The sequence below is a fragment of the Pseudomonas sp. CG7 genome (assembly GCF_023701885.1).
Taxonomy (GTDB): domain Bacteria; phylum Pseudomonadota; class Gammaproteobacteria; order Pseudomonadales; family Pseudomonadaceae; genus Aquipseudomonas; species Aquipseudomonas zanjanensis.
This window is the reverse complement of sequence record NZ_JABAEE010000057.1, coordinates 1-24,358: the sequence shown is the minus strand read 5'-3', so window position 1 is coordinate 24,358 and position 24,358 is coordinate 1. Positions and strand designations below refer to the sequence as shown.

Genomic DNA, 24,358 nt, shown 5'->3' with positions numbered 1-24,358 from the left:
TGGGAGCGAGCTTGCTCGCGATAGCGGTGTATCAGCCAACATCACCGCCACTGATCCACCGCTATCGTCGGATCGCCGCCCGGAGCAAGCTCGCTCCCACAGGGGATTTTCGGTGGTCACCCGCCCCTCAGCGCCCGCTCGCGCAAGTACGCCAGCACCGCCGCCTGCTCCCCCGAGAACTCGCTCCGCAGCCCTTTCTTTTCCCGCTGGAACACGTACATCGGGTCGTAATACTCACGCAACAGACCTTCGATCCACCCGCGATGCAAATCGACGGCGCCGCTGTTGGCCTGTTCGGCCAAGGCGGCTTCCAGGATGTCCTTCAGGCGTCGGTGGCGGTCGCCGCCCAGGCGTTTGTGGATGTTGTCCAGGCTTGCCAGCAGTCGCTCGGAAACCAGCGAGAAGCCTTCGTCGCCGTGCACCGCGACAAATTCCGCGCAAAGATCGACGACGTAATCCTGCAGGATCCGCTCGACCCGACGCTCCACGCTGTCCTCCAGCCAGACCATCGGAACCTGCTGCATGCGCTGATACAAGGACAGCGGCAAGGCGCAACTGCCGACCGCACGACTCTCATCTTCCAGCACAAATTGCCCGATACCGGCGGCGCGCTTTTTCAGCACGTCCACGGCCAGGCGATTCTCGAAATCGATGTTGGACGGCTGGCCCGTGGCGCGTTTGCCGAAGCTCGAACCGCGATGGTTGGCATACCCTTCCAGGTCCAGGCTGTTGCCCAGTTGGCCCAGCACTTGGGTCTTGCCGGTGCCGGTCATGCCGCCCAGCAGCACCAGGTCGCACTGGGCGACTGCCTGCTCGATGGTGTCCAGCAAGAACGTGCGCATCGCCTTGTAGCCACCGCCAACCCGAGGGTAGTCGATGCCCGCTTCGTCCTTGAGCCACTGTTGGACGATCTGCGAACGCAAGCCGCCGCGAAAGCAATACAGCAAGCCTTCGGGATGGGCCTTGGCGAACGCGGCCCAAGCCTGGATGCGCTGGGCCTTGGTCTCGCCGGACACCAGTTGATGGCCCAGGACGATGGCGGCCTGCTGCCCCTGCTGCTTGTAACAGGTACCGACGCGTTGCCGTTCGTTGTCGGTCATCAACGGCAAATTGACCACGCCGGGAAAGGCACCCTTGATGAATTCCACCGGGGCGCGCGTGTCCATCATCGGTAAATCATTGAGGAAGATGTCGCGGTAATCGGTGATGTCATGGCTCATCAAGACACCTCGACCGCGTGACTCTGTCGCTCGACCAACTCGCCGATGGGTTCCAGCGCCAGACCGAGTTCAGCGGCCACCCGCAGGAACTCGCCCTCGCCTTCGGGGGTGACGGCAACCAACAAACCGCCGCTGGTCTGCGGGTCGCACAGCACACGCTTGTGCAGGTCCTGGACCCGACCGACCTTGCTGGCGTAGCTGTCGTAGTTGCGCAGCGTTCCGCCCGGCACGCAGCCCAGGTCGAGGTAGTACTCGACGCCTGGCAAACGCGGCACCGCGTCGTAGCGGATGCGCGCGGTCAGTTGGCTGCCGTCGGCCATTTCCACCAAGTGCCCGAGCAGGCCGAAACCGGTGACATCGGTCATCGCGGTCACGCCGTCGAGCTTGCCGAAGCGGCTGCCAGGCTTGTTGAGGGTGCACATCCAGTCACGGGCCAGGCCAACATCGGCGGCGCGCAGCTTGCCCTTCTTTTCCGCCGTGGTGAGGATACCGATGCCCAGGGGCTTGGTCAGGTACAAGCGGCAACCAGCGGTGGCTGTGTCGTTGCGCTTCATGTGGCGCTTTTGCACCAGGCCTGTCACCGCCAGGCCGAACATCGGCTCAGGCGCATCGATCGAGTGCCCGCCCGCCAGGGGGATACCGGCCTCGTCGCACACGGAACGACCGCCGCGAATCACTTCCCGGGCGATTTCCGGGGCCAACACGTTGACTGGCCAGCCGAGAATCGCGATGGCCATCAGCGGGTCACCGCCCATGGCATAGATGTCGCTGATGGCATTGGTGGCAGCGATGCGGCCGAAATCGAAGGGATCATCGACAATCGGCATGAAAAAATCGGTGGTCGAAACCACTCCACGCTCCTCGTCGATAGCGTACACCGCCGCGTCGTCGCGAGAAGCATTGCCGACCCACAGCTTCGGGTCGAGGTTCTGCGCACCACTGCCGGCGAGGATCACTTCCAGCACTTGGGGCGAAATCTTGCAGCCGCAACCGGCGCCGTGGCTGTACTGGGTCAGGCGAATCGGCTCGCTCATGGGCATCCCTCTATTCAGTCAATGGGCCGATTCTAGCAGCAACGCCACCGACTCAGTGCCGCGCCGAGCATTCACCCATACAACAGGTTGGGGCGATTCCCCCCTCAGCCCATCAGATGGAATTTTCCATTTCTGAAGGGATCACTTGAACATCACCCCCGCTTATCCACCCAGGAGACTGCCGATGCGCCTCGCACCCGCTGCTGCCGACAGCACTCATATCGATTACGGCCTCGACACGCTATTTGGTCGCGAAACCAAAAGCGTCCACTGCCAGTTCGATGTCAAACGCCTCGACGACGGCGAACCGCCCTGGTTCGCGCTGCACCTGCGCCCGCCATTGCCGACGGATCTGGAAAAGGCCCAGATCGTGGTATTCAGCGCCGAAGGCAAACGCATCAGCGGCATTGTCCGGCGAGCCGAACGCCTGGCTGATGACAGCCTGCTACTGGACGTGGAACCCGACTGAGGTTTCCCAGGCACCGCGGCCTGATAAGCGTCATGGCCGTCCCGCCGCTATCGCGAGCAAGCTCGCTCCCACAGGGGGTGTCGAACCCAATGGCGAGACCCACACCGCCCCACTGTGGGAGCGAGCTTGCTCGCGATGACGTTAGCCCAGACGCCCCAATCCTGTGGGAGTGCGCTGTATAGGGCATTGAGCCAGACGGTGCTAACGGGGCGCTTCTACCACAGACAAGGATGAGCGCGTGCTGCTGCTCAAATTGCTGGTGATTCCCATGTTCCTGCTGCTGATTTCCCGGGCTGGCAGGCGCTGGGGGCCGAGCGTGGCCGGCTGGCTGTCGGGGTTGCCAGTGGTAGTGGGGCCGATTCTGTTGTTCCTGGCCGTGGAACAGGGCGAGCTGTTTGCCGCGCAGTCGGCGACCGCGGCATTGGCGGCCATGTTTGCGATGATTGCCTTCTGCGTGGTGTACGCCCAAGTCGCCCAGCGCCGTAACTGGCCGTGGGCGCTGGGCACCGCGTTGGGCGTCTGGGCCGTGGTGGCGTTGATCCTGTCCTGGCTACCGGCTTCACTGCCGTTGTCGAGCCTGATCGCCTTGGTCGCGCTGTTGGCGGCGCCGTATCTGTTTCCGACGGTCCGACCGGCGATGAACGGGCCGGCGGTAAAATCCGACAAGTTGCTGCTGCGCATGATCGCCGGCGCACTGTTGACCCTGGCGGTGACGCTGCTGGCCAGCACCGTGGGCGAACGCTGGAGCGGGCTGCTCGCGGTGTTCCCGGTGCTGGGCAGCGTCATGGCGGTGTTCTCCCAACACACCCGCGGGCCGGCCTTCACCGTCACGCTGCTGCGAGCGACGGCCACCGGCATGTATTGCTTCGCCGCCTTCTGCCTGACCCTGGCCCTCGCCCTGCCTGTGATGGGCATGCCGGCTTTTGCCTTGGGCGTCGCGGTGTCGGTGGCCATGTTGCTGGTGACCCGACGCCTGCTGGCGCGGGCACCCTCCGGCGTTACCACACTCCTTTCGCCGAAATGACGCCTCTTCGGCGCTGGCGCTGGAGTCCGGTGCGACGCCCATGGGATGATCGGCCTTCAAGCGCGACCATCCGTGGAGAGTTTCAATGTCATTGCTGAGTAAACAAGCCGCCGCCCTGTTGCTGGGGGCCATCGCCAGCCTGGTCGTGGCATCCGCCCAGGCGGCCCCGGCCAAACCTGCCAGTGATGCGCCGGCGCAGAAGGTATCGATGCTCGGCGGCAAGTTCATCTTCACCTTGCCCAAGGGCTTCACGGCAATGCCATTGCCCGCCGGCGAGGCTGCCCAGGGCACCGCCGGGGCGACGGGGACGATGTACAGCAATGCCACCAGCAGGACCGTGGTGATCGCAGCGGAAAACGTCATCATCAACGGCGCGAATGTGAAGGATGACGATGGTGCGTTCCTCGACACCACCATGGCCGACTTCGCCGTTCAGCGCCTCAAGTCCCTGCCGGACGCCAAGATCCTCAGCGAAAAAAGCCTGAAGCAAAAAGGCACCGGCCTGGGCCTGCGACAGCTCGACACCCAGGCGACCCAGGGCGGTGGGCCGACCCTCGACAGCACCTTGCTGGCTGCCTCCGGCACTCGCATGGCGGCGGTGCAAATCATCTCCCGGGCCAGCGACAAGGCAGGTCATGAAGCGTTGGTGAAACAGATCGCCAGCGGTCAATAAGCGCCCCGAAACCTGTGGGAGCCGGGCTTGCTCGCGATGGCGGCGGCCCACATGGCATCGATGCAAGGTGACACACCACTATCGCGAGCAGGCTCGCTCCCACAGTGGACTTGGGTGTACGCAACATCTAAGTCGGTCGCTGAACCTTGTGGGAGCCGGACTTGCCCGCGATGGGCCTCAACAGTCAGCATCTTAGTGACAGACACACCGCTATCGCGAGCAAGCTCGCTCCCACAGTGGACTTGGGTGTACGCAATATCTAAGTCCGTCGCTGAACCCGGTGGGAGCCGAGCTTGCTCACGATGGCGTCGGCCCACATGGCATCGATACAAGCTGACCCACCGCTATCGCGAGCAAGCTCAGCTCCCACAGTGGACCTTCTTGCAGTCAGGGATTGAGCCGTTCCAGCCAGGCCCGCAGGTCTTGGACTTCCAAGGCAGTGATGCTGTGGCCGACGCCCGGGTAGGCATGGAATTCCGGTTCCAGCGCCAGCGTTTTCAGGAAACTGTTGGCCTCGGTGCCATCGTGATACGGGATGATCGGGTCTGCCGTGCCATGACCGATGAACACCGCCAGCGTCCGGCGTGACTCGTCGGGGGTCAGCTCCGCCCGCAGCACCGACAGGACCCGCCCGCCCATCGCGGCAATGCCGCCGACGGCTTCAGGGTGTCGCAAGGCCACTTCATAGCTCATCATCGCCCCCTGGCTGAACCCCACCAGGTAGACCTTGCTTGCATCGGTCGAATATTTGGCCCGGGCCTTGTCGATGAAGTCCAGCAGCATCTGGCCGCTGGCCTTCAGGTCCGAAGTGTCACCGTCATAAGCGCCGTCGCCCTTTTTCGCGAACCACTGGTAACGGTCCTGCTCCATGCTCTTCGGCGCCCGCACCGAGAGGTAGTTGTAGTCCCGGGGTAGCTCATCCTTGAGTTCGAACAGGTCCTGCTCGTTACTGCCGGAACCGTGCAGGAAGATCACCAGCGGTCGGTTCCGGGCGTGCTCATCGACGTGGGCCAGGTAGTTGAGCGGCAAGTCCGTGTGCAACGAGGGTTGGGCCTGCAACCCGGATGAGACCAGCAACAGAAACAGGGCGAGCGCTTTGAACATCGATCTTCCTCCATCGTTTCGACAGCCGCACGGCAAGGCGCGTGCGGTGAGGTAGACAGCAGTTATCAGTCGTTGATCAATTTCCCCGTACGAATCGGTTCACGCCCGGCGACTTTCGCCTGCCAGATACCCGGCTGCGTATAACGTCCACGGTCCAGGGCGAACAACCCACCGCTGGTGCCGGCCCGCACGGTGGTGACCAGATCGCCCAAAGGGTCGACCACTTCAAACAGCGGATCGCCCCGCTCCACCCATTCACCGGCCTCCCGCAGAAAACTCACCACGCCATGGTGCGGCGCGAACAGGTATTGCGTGCCTTCGAACGGAAAGCCTGCACAGCACTGCTCTGGCGCGGGCGGCCACTCCCCGGCGATGAAACCCTGCTCGGCCAGGAACCCGAGGATGGCTTCACAATTGGCCTGGGCCTGCTCCACCCGGGTATCGCCCATGCTGCCCAGCTCCAGCGTTGTCGCCAGGTTCGCCGGTGGGATTGCCGCCGCGGGAAAGGCCTTGGCCAGGCGCAACCAGGGCGAGGAGCAGGATTCATCGAACGAACTGCCGCCCGAATCCTCGCACAGCAACGCCACACCCGCTTTCAAGCGTGCGGCCAGGGAACGCCATTGCGGCCACTGTTGCGGCAAGGCGTACAAGTGGATAGCGGCCTCGAAATCGCAATGCAGATCCAAGGTAATGTCGGCGTCGCAGGCGTGGCGCAGCAGCAGGCGATGCAGCGCTTCGAGTTGCGATGGAGGTGGCGGCAGGTCGTCGAGGACCTCGGTCATGGCCTGGCGGATCAAGGTGATATTGGCAGCCGGATCGTCGCCCAGGCGCTCACCGATACGCTGCGCCACCGGTGCGCTGAGCTCCACGAAGGAACGGTTGAAATTCTTGCCGCTACCCAGTTCGAAACGCCCCATGTGGGCACTTTGCAGATGTTGATCCAGGCCGATGGGGTTGGCCACCGGCACCAGCTCGATCACGCCCTTGAGCATGCCCTGGGCCTCCAGGTCGTTGAGCCGCTGCTTCAGCTCCCAGGCGGTGCGCATGCCCGGCAGTTCATCGGCGTGCAGGCTGGCCTGGATGTAGGCCTTGCGCGGGCCGTGGCCGTAACGAAACACACTGAGCCGGCGTTCGGTGCCCAGGTGACTCCATGGCAAGGTATGGTCGATGCGTTGCATGAGGAACTCCGAATGACGGCATGACGATAGGCGCAGGGTAAACAATCGCCCATGAAAAAGGTGGCCGGCCGGGTCAACGGCGGGCCACCTTGGGGTTCAGCGATTAATGCCCGTAGACGTCGAAGGCGAAGTATTTGTCCTGCACCTTCTTGTACGTGCCGTTAGCGCGGATTTCGGTGATGGCCGCGTTGAATTGATCGGCCAGGGCCTTATCGCCCTTGCGCACCGCAATGCCGGCGCCGCCGCCAAAGTATTTCGCGTCTTCATAGGTCGGGCCGACGAAGGCGAAGCCTTTGCCGGCGTCGGTTTTCAGGAAGCCTTCGTCGAGGTTGACCGAGTCGGCCAGCATGGCGTCGAGGCGACCGGAGACCATGTCCAGGTTGGCTTCCTGCTGGGAGCCGTAGCGCACCAGGTCGATCCCGGCGGGCACCAGCACTTCGGTGGCGAAACGGTCGTGGGTGCTGGCGCGCAGCACACCGACTTTCTTGCCCTTGAGTTCGGTCAGCGGATCCTTGACCGCGGTGCCTTCCTTCATCACGAAGCGGGCCGGGGTATGGTAGTACTTGATGGTGAAATCGACGTTTTTCTTGCGATCGTCGGTGATGGTCATGGACGACAGGATCGCATCGATTTTCTTCACTTTCAGCGCGGGGATCAGGCCATCGAACTCCTGCTCGACCCAGACGCACTTGACCTTCATCTGTTCACACAGGGCATCGCCGATATCGACGTCGAAGCCGGCCAGCTTGCCGTCGGGGGTTTTCATCGAAAAAGGTGGGTAACCGGCTTCGATCCCGAGGCGGATCGGCTTGGCGTCTTCGGCCACGGCCGACAGGGACAATACGGACAGTGCCAGGGCACCGAACATGGCTAGCTTCTTCATTTTCGCTCCTGAGTGCGCAGGTATTTTATTGGATCGTTATAGGCAGATTCATAGCAGCATTCGGTCAGCAAAAACCGAAGTGGCCGGGAGTCTAGAGGGGCACTCAGGAGGGGAATTATGTTGAGGCGACAAATAGTTATAAAAACAGCCAGGTGCGGCTGGCGGTCAAGGGATTTGCGAAAAGCCTGACAGGGAAACACTCCAAAGGCAGGTAAACACCCTGTGGCAGATACCCCCTGTGGCGAGGGAGCTTGCTCCCGCTGGGGCGCGCAGCGGCCCCAATAAAGGCGAGGCACCAAGGGGCTGCTGCGCAGCCCAGCGGGAGCAAGCTCCCTCGCCACAAAAGCCTGGTTGCAGGAGGCATCAGCAATCGCAGCTGATCGCCTCGTCCGCCACGCGCTCCACCGAGCCGGTCAGGCGAAAGCCTTCGTCGAGCCAGCCCATGATGCCGCCGATCATTTCCTTGACCGGGTAACCCAAGGTTGCCAAACGCACCGCCGCCTTGTTCGCGCCATTGCAATGGGGACCGGCGCAATACACCACGAACAAGGTGGTCTTGGCATAGGCCGCCAGCGCCTGGGCGGTGAGCGTGCGGGTCGGCAGGTTGATCGCCCCGGGGACATGGCCGCGCTCATAGGCCAGCGGTCCGCGAACATCCACCAGCACAAAATCGACATGACCGGCCTGTTGACTGGCGTGAACGTCGGAACAATCCGTTTCGAACGACAAGCGACGGCTGAAATGCTCCAGGGCAATATCGGAAGGGGCGGCAGGCACTTCGCGAACCAGGCTGGTCATGGGTACGTACTCCAAGGGTAGATAAAGGCGTGGAGAGACTTTATCCCCCCGATGCTTGCCGCTACAGTGGCGTACAAGACACTCTGTGGGAACTTTCCGACAAATGCAGCCTATCCCGGGTTTGGTCGCGATCCTCGCCTACGACGGCCTGTGCACCTTCGAATTCGGTGTCGCCGTCGAGATTTTCGGATTGGAACGGCCGGAATTCAATTTCCCTTGGTACGAGCATCGGATCGTCGCGGTCGATGATGGCCCGATGCGCGCCATGGGCGGCTTCCAGGTATTGGCCGATGGCGGCATGGAACTGCTCGAAACCGCCCGGACCATTGTCATACCAGGCTGGCGCAGCCGCAGCGAGCCACCGTCCCAGGCGCTGCTCGACGCATTGCGCAGGGCCCATGCCCGTGGGGCGCGTCTGTTGTCGATCTGCTCCGGTGCCTTCGTGCTGGCCGCCGCCGGCCTGCTCGATGGCCTCGGCGCCACGACTCACTGGCGCTACACCGACGAACTGGCCAAGAGCTTTCCCGCCGTGCGGGTCGACCCGGATGTGTTGTACGTCGACTCGGGGCAGGTCATTACTTCGGCGGGCAGCGCCGCCGGCATCGACGCCTGTCTGCATCTGGTGGCACGGGACTATGGTCTTCAGGTCGCCAACACCGTGGCGCGCCGGTTGGTGATGACACCGCAACGGACCGGCGGCCAGGCGCAGTTCATCCCCTCGCCGGTCAGCCGTACGCCACGCAGCGACCTGTCGAGCGTCATGCAATGGGCCCGCGAGCGCCTGCACGAACCCCTCGGCGTGCGCGAGCTGGCCAGCCAGGCGGCCATGAGCGAACGCACCTTCCTGCGCCACTTCACCCAGGCCTGCGGTGTCTCGCCCAAGGCCTGGCTGCAACACGAACGCCTGGCCCGGGCCCGGGAGCTGCTGGAAAGCACCGGCGACAACACCGACAACATTGCGCAACTGTGTGGTTATCGCTCGGTGGAAAGCTTTCGCGTGGCGTTTCGCAGCGTGGTGGGGTTGGCGCCGTCGGTGTATCGGGAACGGTGTGGGCGGGGATAAAGATGCCGGGAAATCATGCCCCTCCGTGGCGAGGGAGCTTGCTCCCGCTCGACTGCGCAGCAGGCGCTGTAGGAGCTGCCGAAGGCTGCGATCTTTTATCTTTCCCTTGGGACTCAAGTGCCTAGGGAAAGATCGCAGCCTCGTTGCACTCGACAGCTCCTACAGGCCCAGCGGGAGCAAGCTCCCTCGCCACAGGGTGAGGTGCAAGCGTCATCGTGGCTTACGCAACAAATACGTATCCATGATCCACCCATTGGCCTCTCGCGCGGCCTTGCGGGTGCGTTCGATATCATCGGCCACGTCTCCCAGCCGGCCGGCGATCAGGATTTCGTCCGGCATTCCCACATAGGCGCCCCAATAAATCTGCGTATCGGGATCGCTGACGTGGCGATAGCCATCCTCGGCATCGAGCATCACCACCACACTGGCCGCGTCGCCCACCTGCCCCGCCACCAAACGGCGTCCGGTGGTGATTTCCAGCGAACCGCCAATAGTGTTCAACGGCACTTTGTGCCGGGCGGCCAAGGCCTGGGCACTGGTGATGCCGGGGATCACCTCGAATTCGAAAGCGCAGCGGCCCGCCTCGAGAATCGCCTGCAGGATGCGCACGGTACTGTCGTACAACGCCGGGTCGCCCCACACCAGAAAACCGCCCCGCTGCCCATCAGACAGTTCTTCATTGATCAACCGTTCGAAGGTGGCCTGTTTGGCGCGATTCAGCGCTTCGACGCTGTCCTTGTAGTCCACGTCGCCGCGTTGGCGTTCCGGGCTGTAGGCTGCGACGAAACGGTAGGGGCGATCAACGATGTAGCGTCGACAGATTTCGCGCCGCAGGGCCAACAGTTTGTCCTTGGCCGGGCCCTTGTCCATGAGGAAGACCACGTCCAAGCGGGTCAAGGCTTTCACTGCCTGCATCGTCACGTGGTCCGGATCGCCGGCCCCAATACCAATGACGGATAACTGCTTCATCGCGGCGACTCCTGGCCAGGTTCCTGGGCGCGCAATCGCCATACGCCGTTGAAACGCAACTCCAGGGTGGACAACGGTTCGATGTCGATCCGGTTGAACGTGGCGGCCGGGCAACCCAAGACGGTCATCAGCGCGGCACGAATCACGAAGGGGTGGGTGACGGCCAGCAGATGCCCCGGTCGGGCTTCCAGACTGGCCAGCCAGTCTGCGACACGGCGACACAACCGGGCGACGGATTCACCGCCATGGGGAGCCGCCTCGGCATCGTCGAGCCAGGTTTGCAGGGCCTGCGGTTCAACCTTGAGCAATTCATCGATGGACAATCCGCGCCAGCGTCCAAGGTCACAATCGGCCAGGGCCGGGTCCACCTGAGGCTCGTCGCCGAACAGCGCGGCGGTCTGGCGAGTGCGCAGCTCCGGCCCGCAGAGCAGTTGCCTGACGTTTCCATAGCCATGCTCGATCTGCCCACGGCGCCCCAGCCAGCCGGCGTCCAGTGCTTCGTCCAGACCGAAGCGCGCCTGCTTCTGGGCAACGGTGCGGGCGTGGCAGATCAACGTCAGGCGAGTGGTTTGCACACTGGATTCTCAGGTAATCGGACGGGGCCCATGGGCTGAATATTCACGGGTTTAGTTGTACAGCACCTTATACGAAATCAAATAACTGAGACAAAAAGGCGTTATTTCCGACGACTCCATGAGCAACGACTGACATACCAGGCCCAGCTGACCAAGACCAATTCCTACAGGGCTTTCGCACAACTTTGGAGCATTTTAAACGGAACGTAAAAACCACTGGACATGTAGCACTAGCTACATAAATACTGTTTTCAGGAGTTATGAAAGAAAACCAACATTCATCCAGGCAAGGAGCACGGATGCCGCCCCTCAGAGACCTGATCACCGATCCCGGCCTGGTATTGACGCCGTCGGAACGCAAGGTCGTACGTGCCCTGCTCGATCATTACCCACGCAACGGCCTCGGTCCGATGTCACGCCTGGCAGACCATGCCGGTGTCAGCGACCCGACCATCGTGCGGCTGGTGAAAAAACTCGGGTTTGGCGGTTATGCCGAATTCCAGGATGCGCTGCTCAGCGACATGGACCATCGCCTGCGCTCCCCCCGCACCCTGTTGCAACCACGGGCCAAATTGCAGCAAGGCGATATCTGGAGCCAATACCTGGCCGCCAGCCAACGCAACCTCAACGACACCCAGGCGCTGACCCAACCCGAAGACGTGCGCATTCTCGTGCAGTGGTTGCTCGACAGCCGCCATCCGGTGCATTGTTTCGGCGGCCGCTTCAGCAGCTTTCTAGCCCATTACTTGCTCAACCATTTGCGGCTGCTGCGTGCCGGCTGTTTTGCCCTGGAAGACAACGCCCAACTGCCTGACCGGCTGTTCGACGTGCAGCGCCAGGACGTGGTGCTGATTTTCGATTACCGTCGCTACCAGGCCCAGGCCCTGCGCGTGGCCAGCGCGGCCAAGGCGCGGCACGCCCGGGTCGTGCTGTTCAGCGACGTCTATGCTTCGCCGTTGCGCGAGCTGGCGGACCTGATCATCAGCGCCCCGGTGGAATCGGTCTCGGCCTTTGACAGCCTGGTGCCGGCGCTGGCCCAGGTCGAGGCCCTGATCGCCTGCCTGACCCTGCAATGCCCAGAGCTGGCCGAACGCCTGGAAGGCATCGACGCCTTGCGCACGGAATTCAACACGCACCTGTTGGAGGAAAAATAAGGATGTTCTCGCTCCCCCACCGCTCGCCTCGGGATCTGCCATTCACCCGCCAACACACGGCATTGCTGTTGGTGGACATGCAGCGCGCCTGGCTGGAACCGCAATTCGATGCCCACCTGAACAGCCCCGAGGCCGCGTACTTCCTCCAGCGGGCCCGCCAGCAGGTCATTCCCAACCAGCAGCGCTTGCTCAACGCTATGCGAGAGGCGCGGCAAAACGTATTGCACACCCACATCGAAAGCCTCACCGCCGATGGCCGCGACCGCTCCCTGGATCACAAGCTGTCGGACATGCACCTGCCCAAGGGCAGCCCTGAAGCGCAGATCATTGCCGAGCTGACGCCGCAGGAAAACGACATCGTGCTGCCCAAGACCTCCTCCGGGGTGTTCAATTCCACCAACATCGACTACGTGCTGCGCAACCTGGAGACCCGGCACTTGATCGTCGCCGGAATCGTCACCGACCAGTGCGTCGACATGGCCGTGCGCGACGCCGCCGACCGCGGCTACCTGGTCACGCTGGTGGAAGATGCCTGCGCCACTTACACCGAACAACGGCACCTGGCGTGCCTGAACGCGATCAAGGGCTACTGCTGGATCACCGATACCGACACGGTACTCGCTCGCCTGCAGGAGATGCAGCCATGAGCCGCCCCGACGCCGCCGCCCTCCTCGCGCCGCTGCCGGTCACGACCCTGGTGACCACCGACCTGATCGGCGTGACCCGTGGGCGCTCGTTTCCCAGCGATGAATTGCCCCACTACGTCGCTGCCGGCTGTGGCTGGGTGCCGGCCAACAGCGCGTTGACGCCCCAGGACATCATCGCCTCGACCAACCCCTGGGGCGCCTATGGCGACCTGCGGCTGGTACCGGACCTGTCCAGCCGGGTGACTGTCAATAATGGCCCAGACGCCCAGGCACCGGCCCTGGACTTCATCCATTGCGACATTCGAGAGACCGACGGCCGGCCCTGGAGCGCCTGTCCGCGCACGCTGCTGCAGGATGAAGTGGAGCGTTATCGCAGCGAACTGGGCCTGCAAGTTTTCGCCGCCTTCGAGCATGAGTTCAACCTGGCTGCCACCCCTGCGCAGCCTGATCGCCTGGCCTTCAGCCTCCAGGCCCAGCGCCAGCAAGCCGGGTTCGCCGGGGGGTTGCTCAGCGCCCTGCGGGCCGGCGGCGTCGAGCCGGAAATGTTCCTGCCCGAATACGGCAAGCAACAATACGAAATCACCTGCCGCCCGACCCTGGGCGTGGCCGCTGCCGACCGGGCGGTGAACGTCCGGGAAATCACCCGCGAGATCGCCCGGCAGATGGGCCTGGACGTGAGTTTCGCCCCCAAGACCTCGGAACATGCCGTGTGCAACGGCGTGCATCTGCACCTGAGCCTGCAGAACCTGAGCGCGGATCCGGTGCTGCATGACGCCGTCAGCAGCAATGGCTTGTCCAGCCTCGGCCAGCATTGGGCCGCGGGTATGTTGCATTATCTGCCGGCGCTGTGTGCGCTGACCGCGCCGACGCCGCTGTCCTACGAGCGCCTGCAACCTCATCACTGGAGCGCCTCTTATGCGTGCCTGGGACAGCGCAACCGCGAAGCGGCGCTGCGCATCTGCCCCACCGTGAGCCTGGGCGGGAAACCACTGGCGAACCAGTACAACTTGGAGTTCCGCGCCATGGACGCCACCGCCTCGCCGCACCTGGCGATGGCCGCGCTGTTGATTGCCGGACGGCTGGGCATCCAGCAACGGCTGCCATTGCAGGCGGTCACCGATGAAATACCCGATGAGCTGGATGAAACACAACGCCGCGCCCGTGGCATTATCGCCCTGCCGACAACCCTGGCACAGGCACTGGACTGCCTGCGCCACAGCGGGGCATTGCTCGAGACCCTGCCCGGCCCGCTGGTCGAAACCTATTTCGCCTTGAAGGCCCAGGAATTGGCCTTGACCCAGGCGCTCTCACCTGTCGAGCGTTGCGAGCACTATGCACGAATCTATTGAATGTGCTGAAACGGGCCTCTACACCAGGCCAGCCTATCGATTGACCCCGGAAGACTCCGACCACCCGGTGCTGCTGGTGTGCGAACACGCCAGCCGTTTCATTCCCGTGGCGCTGAACGACCTGGGCCTGGATGAAACCGCGTCCCAGGAACACATCGCCTGGGACATCGGCGCCCTGCTGCTGGCCGAACGCCTGTCCGAAACCCTGGGCGCGACCTTGCTGTCGGCCAATTACTCACGGCTGTTGATCGACCTCAACCGCCCGCTGCACGTGCCCGACAGCATTCCGGCCCAGAGCGAGATCTACCAGGTCCCGGGCAACCACGATCTGGACGAGGCCACCCGCGAATATCGCCAGCAGTGCCTGTTCCATCCCTTCCATGATCGGTTGCGAGCGTTGATCGACCAGCGCCTGGCGGCCAACCGGCCGGTGCGCGTGGTAGGCATCCACAGTTTCACCCCGGTGTTCTATGGCCAGCCACGCGCACTGGAAGCCGGCGTGCTGTTCGGCGAAGCCAAGGAATACGCCCAGCACATCGTCGACGGGCTGAGCCGGCATTCGCTGCGGGCAGCGGGCAACCAGCCCTACAAGATCAACCCCCTGACCGACATGACAGTCCCGGTGCACGGCGATGGCCGTGGCCTGGATTCGGTGCTGATCGAAGTGCGCAACGACCAACTGCGCAGCCCAGAATCGGTACGGACCTGGAGCGCCTACCTGGCGCCCCTGCTGTAGCGGCAGGCTTCCAGCGACAGACAGCAAGCAAGCGCAATCCACACACAGCTGAAAAGGAAAACGGCTCATGAGCATCGAGGCATTTGGCTACAAACAGGAATTGAAACGCGGCCTGTCACTGACAGACCTGGTGGTCTACGGGATGATCTTCATGATCCCCATCGCACCGTTCGGCGTGTATGGCTACGTCAACGCCGAAGCACCGGGGATGGTGCCGCTGGCCTACATCATCGGCATGGTGGCGATGCTGTTTACCGCGTTGAGCTACGGCAGCATGGCCCGGGCCTTTCCGGTGGCAGGTTCGGTCTATTCCTACGCACAACGGGGCCTTAACCCACACGTTGGGTTCATTGCCGGCTGGCTGATGCTGCTGGACTACCTGCTGATCCCGCCACTGCTCTATGTCTACGCCGCCATGGCGCTGAACCATTTGTACCCGGACATTCCCAAGGTCGGTTTCATCCTGGCCTTCCTGGTGAGCGCGACCTTCGTCAACCTGCGGGGCATCACCTTCACCGCGCGGATGAATATCATCTTCCTGCTGGCACAGCTGGTGGTGCTGGGGATTTTCCTGTTCTACGCCTGGAACGCCCTGCAGGGTGGGGCCGGTCACGGCCAACTGACCCTGGCGCCGCTGTACAGCCCGGAACACTTCAACTTCGCCCTGCTGATGCAAGCCGTGTCCATCGCGGTGCTGTCGTTCCTGGGTTTCGACGCCATTTCCACCCTGGCTGAAGAGGTCAAGGGTGACCCGGGGCGCAGCGTCGGCAAGGCGGCACTGGTGACCTTGCTGGTGATGGGGGCGATTTTCGTGGTGCAGACCTGGATCGCCACCGACCTGGCGGCCGGCATGGGCTTCAAATCCGCCGACACCGCGTTCTATGAAATCGCCGAGCTGGCGGCCGGCAGTTGGCTGGCCACGTTGACCGCGGTGGCCACGGCCCTGGCCTGGGGCGTGGCGGTGGCGATCACCTCCCAGGCAGCGGTGTCGAGACTGTTGTTCGGCATGGCCCGGGACGGCCAGTTACCCAAGGTGTTGGCCAAGGTCCATCCGAAACACAACACCCCCTACATGAGCATCTACCTGGTGGCGGTGCTGTCGTTGCTGATCTGCTACCTGTTCATCAACGCCGTGGACACCCTCACCTCCCTGGTCAATTTCGGCGCCCTGAGCGGCTTCATGTTGCTGCACATCACGGTCATCAACCATTACTGGCGCCGCCAACAGTCCGGCCAACTGATTCGCCACGTGATCTGCCCGCTGGTCGGCTTCGTGATCGTCGCGGCCATCATGTACAACATGGGCGTGGCTGCGCAGAAACTCGGCCTGATCTGGATTGCCGCGGGTGTGGTCTATCTGTGCCTGCTCAACAAATTCGGCAGTCGTACCGCCCTGCCCGATCCAGCAGGTCAATGAGGAGCGGCGGTCGAAAGGGTTCGGCCAGCCGTGGTTAAAACGCGTGGACATCGACAGTGATCGTCAAGCCCGGTGCCAGTCACGGGCTCCCTGGAACAGGAGTGCAATCCATGCTGGCCTTACGTCCAGTTCAATTAGCCGATCTGCCGCAGCTGCAACAATTGGCCCGTGACAGCCTGGTGGGCGTCACGTCGCTGCCGGACGATACCGGGCGTCTTGAGGAAAAAATCCTCGACTCGTGCGCCTCGTTCGCAGCCGATGTGCAGGGGCCGGGGGCGGAAAATTATTTTTTCGTCCTGCAGGACTTGGAGTCCGGGCGCCTGGTGGGTTGTTCGGAGATCCTCTCCAGCACCGGTTGCAACGAGCCGTTCTACAGCCTGCGCAACCGGCCGTTTTCCAGCGAGTCCCGGGAGCTGAACATCCAGCATGGCGTGCCCGCGCTGTCGTTGTGCCAGGACCTCAACGGGCAGACGCTGCTGCGTGGCTTCCACATTGACGCCGAGCGGGTGCGCACGCCGGCATCGGAGCTGCTGTCCCGAGCCCGGCTGATGTTCATCGCCGCCCACCCCCAGCGCTTTGCCGAATCGGTCATCACTGAAATCGTCGGTTTCAGCAGCGAAGACGGCCAGTCGCCCTTCTGGGACGCCATTGGCCAGCACTTCTTCGACCTGCCCTATGTCGAAGCTGAACGATTGTGTGGCTTGCAGAGCCGGACCTTTCTCGCCGAACTGATGCCGCAGTACCCGATCTACGTGCCCATGCTCCCGCCAGCGGCCCAGGCCTGCATCGGCCGGGTGCATCCCGACGGCCAGGAAGCCTTCGATATCCTCGAACGCGAGGGTTTCGAAACCAACAGCTACGTCGATATCTTCGACGGCGGGCCGACCTTGCATGCCCGTATCGCCCATATCCGTTCCATCACGCAAAGTCGCCTCACCACCGCCAGGCAGAGCCTGCAGATTGACGCCCGCGGCTTGTACCTGGTGAGCAACGAGCACTTGGGCAGCTACCGGGCCATTATTGCCGAGCTGGACGTCAACGCCGACGGCCCGGTGGTCCTGTCACCCGCCATGCTGACCGCCCTGGACATCCAGGACGGCGCACGGATCCGGGTGGTTGCCCTATGAGCCTCATTCGAACCCATGGCTTGCACCGACGTTTGGACCGACACGACAAAGGAGCTGCAGCATGATTGTTCGTCCGGTGGCCATCACCGATCTGCCTGCCTTGCTGGACCTGGCCCGTTGCGCGGGGCCCGGGTTCACCAGCCTGCCGGCCAACGAAGAGCGCCTCGCCCATCGTGTTCGCTGGGCCCAGCGGACCTTTGCCGGGCAAGTCGAACGCGCCGACGCCGACTACCTGTTCGCGCTCGAAGACGACGACCGGCAGGTGGTGGGCATCAGCGCCTTGACCGGGGCGGTGGGACTGCGTGAGCCCTGGTACAACTATCGGGTCGGGGTCACGGTCAGCTCGGCGCCGGAGCTGGGCATCCAACGACAGCTCCCGACGCTGTTTCTCAACAACGAGATGTCCGGGCAATCGGAAATCTGCTCATTGTTCCTGCACCCCGAGCAACGCCCCGGCCACAACGGCCGCTTGCTGTCCCTGGCACGCCTGCTGTTCGTGGCCGAGTTTCCCCATCTGTTCGGCGAAAAACTGATCGCCGAACTGCGGGGCCACGCCGACGAACAGGGCTGTTCGCCGTTCTGGGACAGCCTGGGACGGCACTTTTTCAAGAAGGACTTCAGCTACGCCGACCAGTTGTCCGGCATGGGCAACAAGTCGTTCATCGCCGAGCTGATGCCACGCCAGCCGCTGTACACCTGCCTGCTCACCGAACAGGCCCAGGCGGTGATCGGCAAGGCTCATCCGAACACCGAGCCGGCCCTGAAGATCCTCAGTGCCGAGGGTTTCAGCCATAAGGGCTACATCGACATTTTTGACGGTGGCCCGGTGATCGAGGCGCCGGTGTCGAAGATTCGCAGTGTACGCGACAGCCAGGCGCTGACCCTGGCCATTGGCACCCCGGATGAACGCGCACCGGTCTGGCTGATTCACAACCGGCGCCTGGAAAACTGCCGTGTGACCAGCGCCCGCGCGCACTTGCATGGCCACACCTTGGTGGTCGATCGCCTCATCGCCAAACGCCTGCAAGTGCAACCGGGTGACACCGTGCGCGCCGTGGCATTGCCTAGGCAGGGACAACAGGCGGTGGCGGCATAGCCCGCGTATCCGTCGGCTACCGGCCTTCGGGACTTGGGACCGTTGCGCTGATGCCATAACGGCATCGTCCATACGCATTCGTCATCATCTTTGCGCTTGCCACGTGATAGCCTTTGGATCTTTCGGCGTTGACACTTTTGCTCAAGCCTTTCCATTCCATTGGTGGAACTCATATGTCCAGGCTTTCCCATCAAGATTTGCGTCGTAACTTTCGTCAACTACTGGCTTCCAAGACCTGCTACCACACCGCCTCGGTGTTTGACCCGATGTCGGCGCGCATTGCCGCTGACCTGGGTTTTGAAGTCGGCATCCTCGGAGGCTCGGTGGCGTCGTTGCAAGTATTGGGCGCGCCGGACTTCGCCCTGATCACCCTCAGCGAATTCGCCGAACAGGCCACCCGTATCGGTCGCGTGGCCCAACTGCCATTCATTGCCGACGCCGATCATGGCTATGGCAATGCCCTGAACGTGATGCGCACCATCATCGAACTGGAGCGGGCCGGCGTTGCGGCGTTGACCATCGAGGACACCTTGCTGCCGGCCCAGTTCGGGCGTAAATCCACCGACTTGATCGGCGTGGCCGAGGGCGTCGGCAAGATTCGGGCGGCGCTGGAAGCGCGAGTCGACCCGGAAATGGCAATCATCGCCCGGACTAATGCGGGGATCCTGCCGGTGCAGGAAATCATCAGCCGGACCCAGCAATATGAACGTGCCGGGGCGGACGGGATTTGCATGGTGGGCGTGCAAGACTTCGATCATCTGGAGAAAATCAGCGAAAACCTGACGGTGCCGCTGATGCTCGTCACCTATGGCAACCCATTGCTGCGCGACGACAAGCGCCTGGCCGAACTGGGCGTGCGCGTGACCATCGACGGCCACGGCGCCTACTTCGCCGCGATCAAGGCGACTTACGACAGCCTTCGCGAACAACGGCAGATTTTCACCCAGGCCTCGGACCTCAGCGCCACCGAGCTGACGCACACCTACACCCAGCCCGAGGACTACATCCGCTGGGCCGAGGAGTACATGAGCGTCAAGGAGTAAGCTGATTCAGCTGTCCTGGAGGCCGTCATCTCGAGCAAGCTCGCTCCCACAGTGGGTCTGCGGTGAGACGTATATCTGGCCCGCACGTCCATTCCTGTGGGAGCGAGCTTGCTCGCGATAGCGGTGCAAGCATGACGAACCTTCAGCGCCCGCTGCGCAGCATTTCCTTGGGCACGTACTTGCCGATCTCGAACTTGCCAATCGCGGCGCGGTGGACTTCATCCGGGCCGTCGGCCAGGCGCAGGGTGCGTTGCATGGCGTACATGTAGGCCAGCGGGAAATCGTTGGAAACCCCAGCGCCACCGTGGATCTGGATCGCCCGGTCGATGACCTTCAAAGCCACGTTCGGCGCGACGACCTTGATCTGGGCGATTTCGCTTTTCGCCACTTTATTGCCCACGGTGTCCATCATGTACGCCGCCTTCAACGTCAGCAGGCGCGCCATGTCGATTTCCATCCGCGAGTCGGCGATCTTGTCGATGTTACCGCCCAGGCGCGCCAACGGCTGGCCGAAAGCGGTGCGGCTGACGGCCCGCTTGCACATCAACTCCAAGGCGCGCTCGGCCATGCCGATGGAGCGCATGCAGTGGTGGATCCGGCCCGGGCCGAGGCGGCCCTGGGCAATCTCGAAGCCACGGCCTTCACCCAGCAGGACGTTTTCGTACGGCACCCGCACGTTATCGAACAGCACCTCGGCATGGCCGTGAGGCGCATCGTCGTAGCCGAACACCGGCAGCGGCCGGACGATCTTGACCCCGGGGGTGTCCACCGGAACCAGAATCATCGAATGCTGGGCATGCCGTGGTGCATCGGGGTTGCTCAAGCCCATGAAGATCAAGATCTTGCAGCGCGGATCGCAGGCGCCTGAGGTCCACCATTTCTTGCCATTGATCACCCACTGGTCGCCGTCACGCTCGGCGCGGGCCGCCATATTGGTGGCGTCCGAAGAAGCCACGTCCGGCTCGGTCATGGCAAAGGCCGAACGAATCTCGCCGCGCAGCAGGGGTTCGAGCCAGCGCTGCTTTTGTTCTTCATTGGCGTAGCGCACCAGCACTTCCATGTTGCCGGTGTCCGGTGCCGAACAGTTGAACGGCTCCGGCCCCAACAACGAGCGCCCCATGATCTCTGCCAGCGGCGCGTATTCCAGGTTGGTCAGGCCGGCGCCCAGCTCGGACTCTGGCAGGAACAGGTTCCACAGGCCTTCTGCCTTGGCCTTGGCCTTGAGCTCTTCCATGATGGCCGTGGGTTGCCAGCGGTCGCCTTCGGCCACTTGTCGTTCGAACACCGCTTCGGCCGGGTAGACGTAGGCGTCCATGAACGCTGTGACGCGTTCACGCAGTTCCTGAACCTTGGGGGAATAGGCAAAATCCATGGGCAGCACCTTCTTGGCAGAGGTTGTTTTAGGTCATGAAATCGATGCTAGTTCAGCTACGAAAATTTACCTAACCTATTCTCAGCGTGTATTAACATTCATCACCGATATATGTTTCACTGATTCTCATCGCCACCCGGCACCTCACAACAAGCCCAAGAACAAGAGTGCAGCGCCATGAATCTGAGCAAGGTCGACCTCAACCTTTTCATTGTCTTCGATGCGATCTACACCGAAGCCAACCTGACCCGCGCCGGGCAGATCGTCGGCATCACTCAGCCAGCCGTGTCCAATGCCCTGGCCCGTCTGCGCGAGACCTTCAACGACCCTCTCTTCGTGCGCACCGCCCAAGGCATGGTGCCGACGCCCATGGCCCAGAACATCATCGGCCCGGTGCGCAACGCCTTGTCATTGCTGCGGGTGTCAGTGCAGGAAAGCCGGATCTTCAACCCGCTGCAGGCCGTCAAGACCTATCGCATCAGCATGACCGACCTCACCGAAGGCGTGATCCTGCCGCTGCTGTTTCAACGCCTGCGCCGCCTGGCGCCGACCGTGGCGATCGAGAGTTTCCTGTCCAAGCGCCGTGAAACCACCAAGGAACTGGCCGCCGGCCGCCTCGATTTCGCCGTGGACGCACCGCTCAACACCGACCCGCAGGTGCGCCACGTCAAGTTAATGGAAGATCGCTACGTATGCGCCATGCGCAAGGGCCATCCCCTGGCGGGCAAGGAAAAGATCAGCCTCGACGATTACCTGGCCCAGACCCACGTGCACATTTCCAGCCGCCGTAACGGCCTGGGTTACGTTGACCTGGCCCTCGGCAAGATGGGCATCCAACGCAAGATCGCCTTGCGCTCCCAGCATTACTTGATGGCCTCCCAAGTGCTGCAGCAGACCGACATGGTCATGACCGTCCCCGAGCGCTTTGCCCGGCGTCACGATTTGCACGCCTTCCTGCTCCCGGTGAATGACGTGCCACCGGTGGAAACCCATCTCTACTGGCACGAAAGCACCGACCAGGACCCGGCCAACCGCTGGATGCGCGAGCAGATGATCGAGCTGTGCCAGCAGGTGACAGCCCATGAGAAGAAGCTCGATCAGGTTTAGCCTGATCCCATTGTGGGAGCGAGCTTGCTCGCGATAGCGTCAGATCAGTCGCCATTGATATTGACTGGTCTACCGCTATCGCGAGCAAGCTCGCTCCCACAGGTTTTATGTGCAAGAACCGCACTGCTTGACGCGCACGTCAACCTGCCTTTAGCTTAGCGCCAACCCTTTCGTTTCGAGCGCTTCCATGAGCAGCCAGACCTACAGCATCTCCGACCTCGCCCGCGAATTGGATATCACGACACGGGCCATCCGTTTCTACGAAGAACAAGGCCTGTTGAGCCCGGAGCGACGGGGTCAGGAGCGCATTTACTCGCCGCGGGACAAGGTCAGCCTGAAGCTGATCCTGCGTGGCAAGCGCATTGGTTTTTCCCTCGCTGAGTGCCGCGAGCTGATCGAACTCTACGACCCCACCAGCGGCAACCAGAAACAACTGCACAGCATGCTGGCAAAAATCGCCGAGCGCCGGGAACAGCTCGAACAGCAATTGCTGGACATCGAACAGATGAAGCTGGAACTCGACACCGCCGAAGAACGCTGTATCCAGGCGCTGGAGCAGACGCTCAAGGGCGAGGAAATCGCCCAGTAACACTTCATGCCCCTTGTGGGAGCGAGCTTGCTCGCGATAGCGGTAGACCGGCCAATATCAATGGCGACTGATCCGACGCTATCGCGAGCAAGCTCGCTCCCACAGGGGGACATCATCGCTCTCGATATTTTGGCAATTCATTACAGGTCACTCCCCATGCCCCTCCCCTCCTTTGTACGCTTGATCGAAGTCGGCCCCCGCGACGGGCTGCAGAATGAAGCCCAGCCCATCAGCGTCGCCGACAAGGTGCGCCTGGTGGATGCCCTGAGTGCAGCCGGCCTGGGTTACATCGAAGTCGGCAGTTTCGTCTCGCCCAAGTGGGTGCCGCAAATGGCCGGGTCCGCCGAGGTGTTCGCGCAGATCCAGCGCAAGCCCGGTGTGACCTATGGCGCCCTGGCGCCGAACCTGCGGGGTTTTGAGGATGCACTGGCGGCCGGCGTAAAAGAAGTGGCGGTGTTCGCCGCCGCGTCCGAAGCGTTTTCCCAGCGCAACATCAATTGCTCCATCAAGGAAAGCCTGGAGCGCTTCGCGCCGATCATGGACGCCGCCAGACAGCACGGCGTCAGTGTGCGCGGCTACGTTTCTTGCGTGCTGGGCTGCCCTTATGAAGGGGCGGTCAAGCCTGAGCAGGTCGCGTGGGTCGCTCGGGAGTTGTATGCGATGGGCTGCTACGAAGTCTCCCTGGGTGACACCATCGGCACGGGCACCGCTGGCGTCACCCGCAGGATGTTCGAGGTGGTGGGCGCCGAAGTGCCGCGGGACAAACTCGCCGGACATTTCCACGACACCTACGGCCAAGCCATGGCCAATGTGTACGCCAGCCTGCAGGAAGGCATCGCGGTGTTCGACAGTTCCATCGCCGGCCTCGGCGGTTGCCCGTACGCCAAGGGTGCCAGCGGTAACGTCGCCACCGAAGACGTGCTGTACCTGCTCAATGGGTTGGGTATCGAAACCGGTGTCGACCTGGACGCATTGATCGCCGCGGGGCGGCAAATCTGTGACGTGCTCGGCCGCCCCAGCGGTTCGCGCGTGGCCAAGGCCCGCAGCGCACACTGAGGTGTTACCGCTGGCTTTGTAACAGCGGCGAAACGAGTAACACGGAAACAATTTGTCAGGTTTGGTCCGACAGGTTTTTCAGCTGAAAATCACAACATATTGATTTATATAGAGTTTTAAAAGTTGGCACGCCACCTGCTATATCTCTGGCATAACAAGAATAAAAAAACGCAGCAAACCCAATAAAAACAAGACGAAACGACTCTGACATAACAAAAACAACACGGCAGAGACGCAGCTAACAGATTTTATTGGAGAAGATGGGCTTTTCAGGGTGCTTTCAGGAGCAACCCGCAACCGGGCAGAGAACAATAAAACTACCTTCAGGTAGCTCCCGAATCGGTTGGATCGCAAAGCGAAAAAGCAAATCAGCGCTCAAAAAAATACGTATGCTCTTGATCCCGGATGGGGATCGCCAAAAACAGCAGTAAAGGGCCACGGCTGCCAATAACAACAACAGGCCGCCCCTCAATAATAAAAAAGAGCACGCGACGACAAAATTAAAGGGGAGCTTCGGCTCCCCTTTGTGCTGTCTGGCGTTTGGGTTTTTCGTGTGGGAGATTCTATGTTGCAGGGCAACCCTGCAACATAGGCTTCGGCTGGTATTCGCTCTGATTTTTCATCAAGGCAAATGCCACCCGGCAGAGCTTGCGAGCAAGCACCACCAATGCCTGG

The 24,358-nt window shown here is 62.3% G+C and carries 24 protein-coding genes and 1 pseudogene; 15 read left to right on the top strand and 10 right to left on the bottom strand.

Annotation, left to right across the window (positions count from 1 at the left end; all coding sequences use genetic code 11):
- Window positions 1–116: 116 nt before the first annotated feature.
- Together mnmH and selD are read right to left on the bottom strand one after the other, a co-directional pair.
- Window positions 117–1,220, bottom strand: coding sequence for a tRNA 2-selenouridine(34) synthase MnmH (gene mnmH, locus HGO40_RS21280; RefSeq protein WP_250964626.1), 1,104 nt, complete (start codon window positions 1,218–1,220; stop codon window positions 117–119).
- Window positions 1,220–2,254, bottom strand: coding sequence for a selenide, water dikinase SelD (gene selD / locus HGO40_RS21275; RefSeq protein ID WP_250964625.1), 1,035 nt, complete (start codon window positions 2,252–2,254; stop codon window positions 1,220–1,222). Before selD ends, mnmH begins: the two co-directional genes overlap by 1 nt.
- A gap of 184 nt (window positions 2,255–2,438) precedes the next feature.
- Between selD and HGO40_RS21270 the strand changes: the two genes are divergently transcribed.
- The 3 genes from HGO40_RS21270 to HGO40_RS21260 all read left to right on the top strand — a co-directional run bounded on the left by HGO40_RS21270 (window position 2,439) and on the right by HGO40_RS21260 (window position 4,420).
- Window positions 2,439–2,723: a hypothetical protein gene (locus HGO40_RS21270; RefSeq protein ID WP_250964624.1), complete on the top strand. Its 285-nt coding sequence runs from the start codon at window positions 2,439–2,441 to the stop codon at window positions 2,721–2,723.
- A 238-nt stretch (window positions 2,724–2,961) separates the two neighbouring features.
- On the top strand, window positions 2,962–3,747 hold the full coding sequence (locus HGO40_RS21265; protein ID WP_250964623.1) for a hypothetical protein: 786 nt from the start codon (window positions 2,962–2,964) through the stop codon (window positions 3,745–3,747).
- 85 nt (window positions 3,748–3,832) lie between these two features.
- Window positions 3,833–4,420 (top strand): DcrB/PsbP domain-containing protein, encoded by a 588-nt coding sequence (locus tag HGO40_RS21260; protein ID WP_250964622.1) that lies wholly within the window; start codon window positions 3,833–3,835, stop codon window positions 4,418–4,420.
- A 387-nt stretch (window positions 4,421–4,807) separates the two neighbouring features.
- Here HGO40_RS21260 and HGO40_RS21255 read toward each other — a convergent pair whose 3' ends face one another.
- From HGO40_RS21255 to HGO40_RS21240, 4 genes are all read right to left on the bottom strand, one after another.
- Window positions 4,808–5,524: an alpha/beta hydrolase gene (locus HGO40_RS21255; RefSeq protein WP_250964621.1), complete on the bottom strand. Its 717-nt coding sequence runs from the start codon at window positions 5,522–5,524 to the stop codon at window positions 4,808–4,810.
- A gap of 65 nt (window positions 5,525–5,589) precedes the next feature.
- The gene (locus HGO40_RS21250) at window positions 5,590–6,702 is read right to left on the bottom strand and encodes a succinylglutamate desuccinylase/aspartoacylase family protein (protein WP_250964620.1); all 1,113 of its coding nucleotides are present in this window, start codon (window positions 6,700–6,702) and stop codon (window positions 5,590–5,592) included.
- A 103-nt stretch (window positions 6,703–6,805) separates the two neighbouring features.
- Window positions 6,806–7,585 (bottom strand): L-arginine-binding protein AotJ, encoded by a 780-nt coding sequence (aotJ, locus tag HGO40_RS21245; protein ID WP_250964619.1) that lies wholly within the window; start codon window positions 7,583–7,585, stop codon window positions 6,806–6,808.
- A 363-nt stretch (window positions 7,586–7,948) separates the two neighbouring features.
- Window positions 7,949–8,383 carry a rhodanese-like domain-containing protein gene (locus HGO40_RS21240; RefSeq protein ID WP_186710054.1) on the bottom strand — a complete coding sequence of 145 codons (435 nt, stop codon included), beginning with the start codon at window positions 8,381–8,383 and terminating at the stop codon, window positions 7,949–7,951.
- A gap of 103 nt (window positions 8,384–8,486) precedes the next feature.
- On the opposite strand from HGO40_RS21240, the gene ftrA reads away from it, so the two are divergent.
- Window positions 8,487–9,446: a transcriptional regulator FtrA gene (ftrA, locus tag HGO40_RS21235; RefSeq protein ID WP_250964618.1), complete on the top strand. Its 960-nt coding sequence runs from the start codon at window positions 8,487–8,489 to the stop codon at window positions 9,444–9,446.
- A 210-nt stretch (window positions 9,447–9,656) separates the two neighbouring features.
- On the opposite strand, the gene cobF is transcribed toward ftrA, so the two are convergent.
- Together cobF and HGO40_RS21225 are read right to left on the bottom strand one after the other, a co-directional pair.
- Window positions 9,657–10,415 (bottom strand): precorrin-6A synthase (deacetylating), encoded by a 759-nt coding sequence (gene cobF / locus HGO40_RS21230; protein WP_250964617.1) that lies wholly within the window; start codon window positions 10,413–10,415, stop codon window positions 9,657–9,659.
- A complete protein-coding gene (locus HGO40_RS21225) occupies window positions 10,412–10,990 on the bottom strand; it encodes a histidine phosphatase family protein (protein ID WP_250964616.1) in 579 nt (192 codons plus the stop codon). Before HGO40_RS21225 ends, cobF begins: the two co-directional genes overlap by 4 nt.
- Before the next feature lie 299 nt (window positions 10,991–11,289).
- On the opposite strand from HGO40_RS21225, the gene HGO40_RS21220 reads away from it, so the two are divergent.
- The 8 genes from HGO40_RS21220 (at window position 11,290) to HGO40_RS21185 (ending at window position 19,559) form a co-directional block, all read left to right on the top strand.
- A complete protein-coding gene (locus HGO40_RS21220; protein ID WP_250964615.1) occupies window positions 11,290–12,144 on the top strand; it encodes a MurR/RpiR family transcriptional regulator in 855 nt (284 codons plus the stop codon).
- Window positions 12,145–12,146: 2 nt separating this feature from the next.
- Window positions 12,147–12,791: a cysteine hydrolase family protein gene (locus tag HGO40_RS21215; protein WP_250964614.1), complete on the top strand. Its 645-nt coding sequence runs from the start codon at window positions 12,147–12,149 to the stop codon at window positions 12,789–12,791.
- Window positions 12,788–14,140, top strand: coding sequence for a type I glutamate--ammonia ligase (locus HGO40_RS21210; RefSeq protein ID WP_250964613.1), 1,353 nt, complete (start codon window positions 12,788–12,790; stop codon window positions 14,138–14,140). Before HGO40_RS21215 ends, HGO40_RS21210 begins: the two co-directional genes overlap by 4 nt.
- Window positions 14,124–14,876 (top strand): N-formylglutamate amidohydrolase, encoded by a 753-nt coding sequence (locus HGO40_RS21205; RefSeq protein ID WP_250964612.1) that lies wholly within the window; start codon window positions 14,124–14,126, stop codon window positions 14,874–14,876. The genes HGO40_RS21210 and HGO40_RS21205 overlap by 17 nt, the downstream gene beginning before the upstream one ends.
- 67 nt (window positions 14,877–14,943) lie before the next feature.
- Window positions 14,944–16,293, top strand: coding sequence for an APC family permease (locus tag HGO40_RS21200; RefSeq protein WP_250964611.1), 1,350 nt, complete (start codon window positions 14,944–14,946; stop codon window positions 16,291–16,293).
- Window positions 16,294–16,403: 110 nt separating this feature from the next.
- Window positions 16,404–17,420 carry an arginine N-succinyltransferase gene (locus HGO40_RS21195; RefSeq protein WP_250964610.1) on the top strand — a complete coding sequence of 339 codons (1,017 nt, stop codon included), beginning with the start codon at window positions 16,404–16,406 and terminating at the stop codon, window positions 17,418–17,420.
- A 61-nt stretch (window positions 17,421–17,481) separates the two neighbouring features.
- Entirely contained in the window at window positions 17,482–18,516 is a 1,035-nt protein-coding gene (gene astA, locus HGO40_RS21190) for an arginine N-succinyltransferase (RefSeq protein WP_250964609.1), read from the top strand.
- A 173-nt stretch (window positions 18,517–18,689) separates the two neighbouring features.
- A complete protein-coding gene (locus tag HGO40_RS21185) occupies window positions 18,690–19,559 on the top strand; it encodes an oxaloacetate decarboxylase (RefSeq protein ID WP_250964608.1) in 870 nt (289 codons plus the stop codon).
- Between the two features lie 142 nt (window positions 19,560–19,701).
- On the opposite strand, the gene HGO40_RS21180 is transcribed toward HGO40_RS21185, so the two are convergent.
- A complete protein-coding gene (locus tag HGO40_RS21180; RefSeq protein ID WP_053120907.1) occupies window positions 19,702–20,931 on the bottom strand; it encodes an acyl-CoA dehydrogenase in 1,230 nt (409 codons plus the stop codon).
- Window positions 20,932–21,108: 177 nt separating this feature from the next.
- Here HGO40_RS21180 and HGO40_RS21175 point away from each other — a divergent pair, with 177 nt between their 5' ends.
- The 3 genes from HGO40_RS21175 (at window position 21,109) to HGO40_RS21165 (ending at window position 23,683) form a co-directional block, all read left to right on the top strand.
- Window positions 21,109–22,038, top strand: coding sequence for a LysR family transcriptional regulator (locus HGO40_RS21175; RefSeq protein ID WP_250964607.1), 930 nt, complete (start codon window positions 21,109–21,111; stop codon window positions 22,036–22,038).
- Between the two features lie 187 nt (window positions 22,039–22,225).
- On the top strand, window positions 22,226–22,627 hold the full coding sequence (locus HGO40_RS21170; protein WP_186730703.1) for a MerR family transcriptional regulator: 402 nt from the start codon (window positions 22,226–22,228) through the stop codon (window positions 22,625–22,627).
- A 156-nt stretch (window positions 22,628–22,783) separates the two neighbouring features.
- Window positions 22,784–23,683 (top strand): hydroxymethylglutaryl-CoA lyase, encoded by a 900-nt coding sequence (locus tag HGO40_RS21165; protein ID WP_250964606.1) that lies wholly within the window; start codon window positions 22,784–22,786, stop codon window positions 23,681–23,683.
- A 563-nt stretch (window positions 23,684–24,246) separates the two neighbouring features.
- On the opposite strand, the pseudogene HGO40_RS21160 reads toward HGO40_RS21165, so the two are convergent.
- Window positions 24,247–24,358: pseudogene (locus tag HGO40_RS21160) on the bottom strand (IS110 family transposase); the annotation flags it as partial.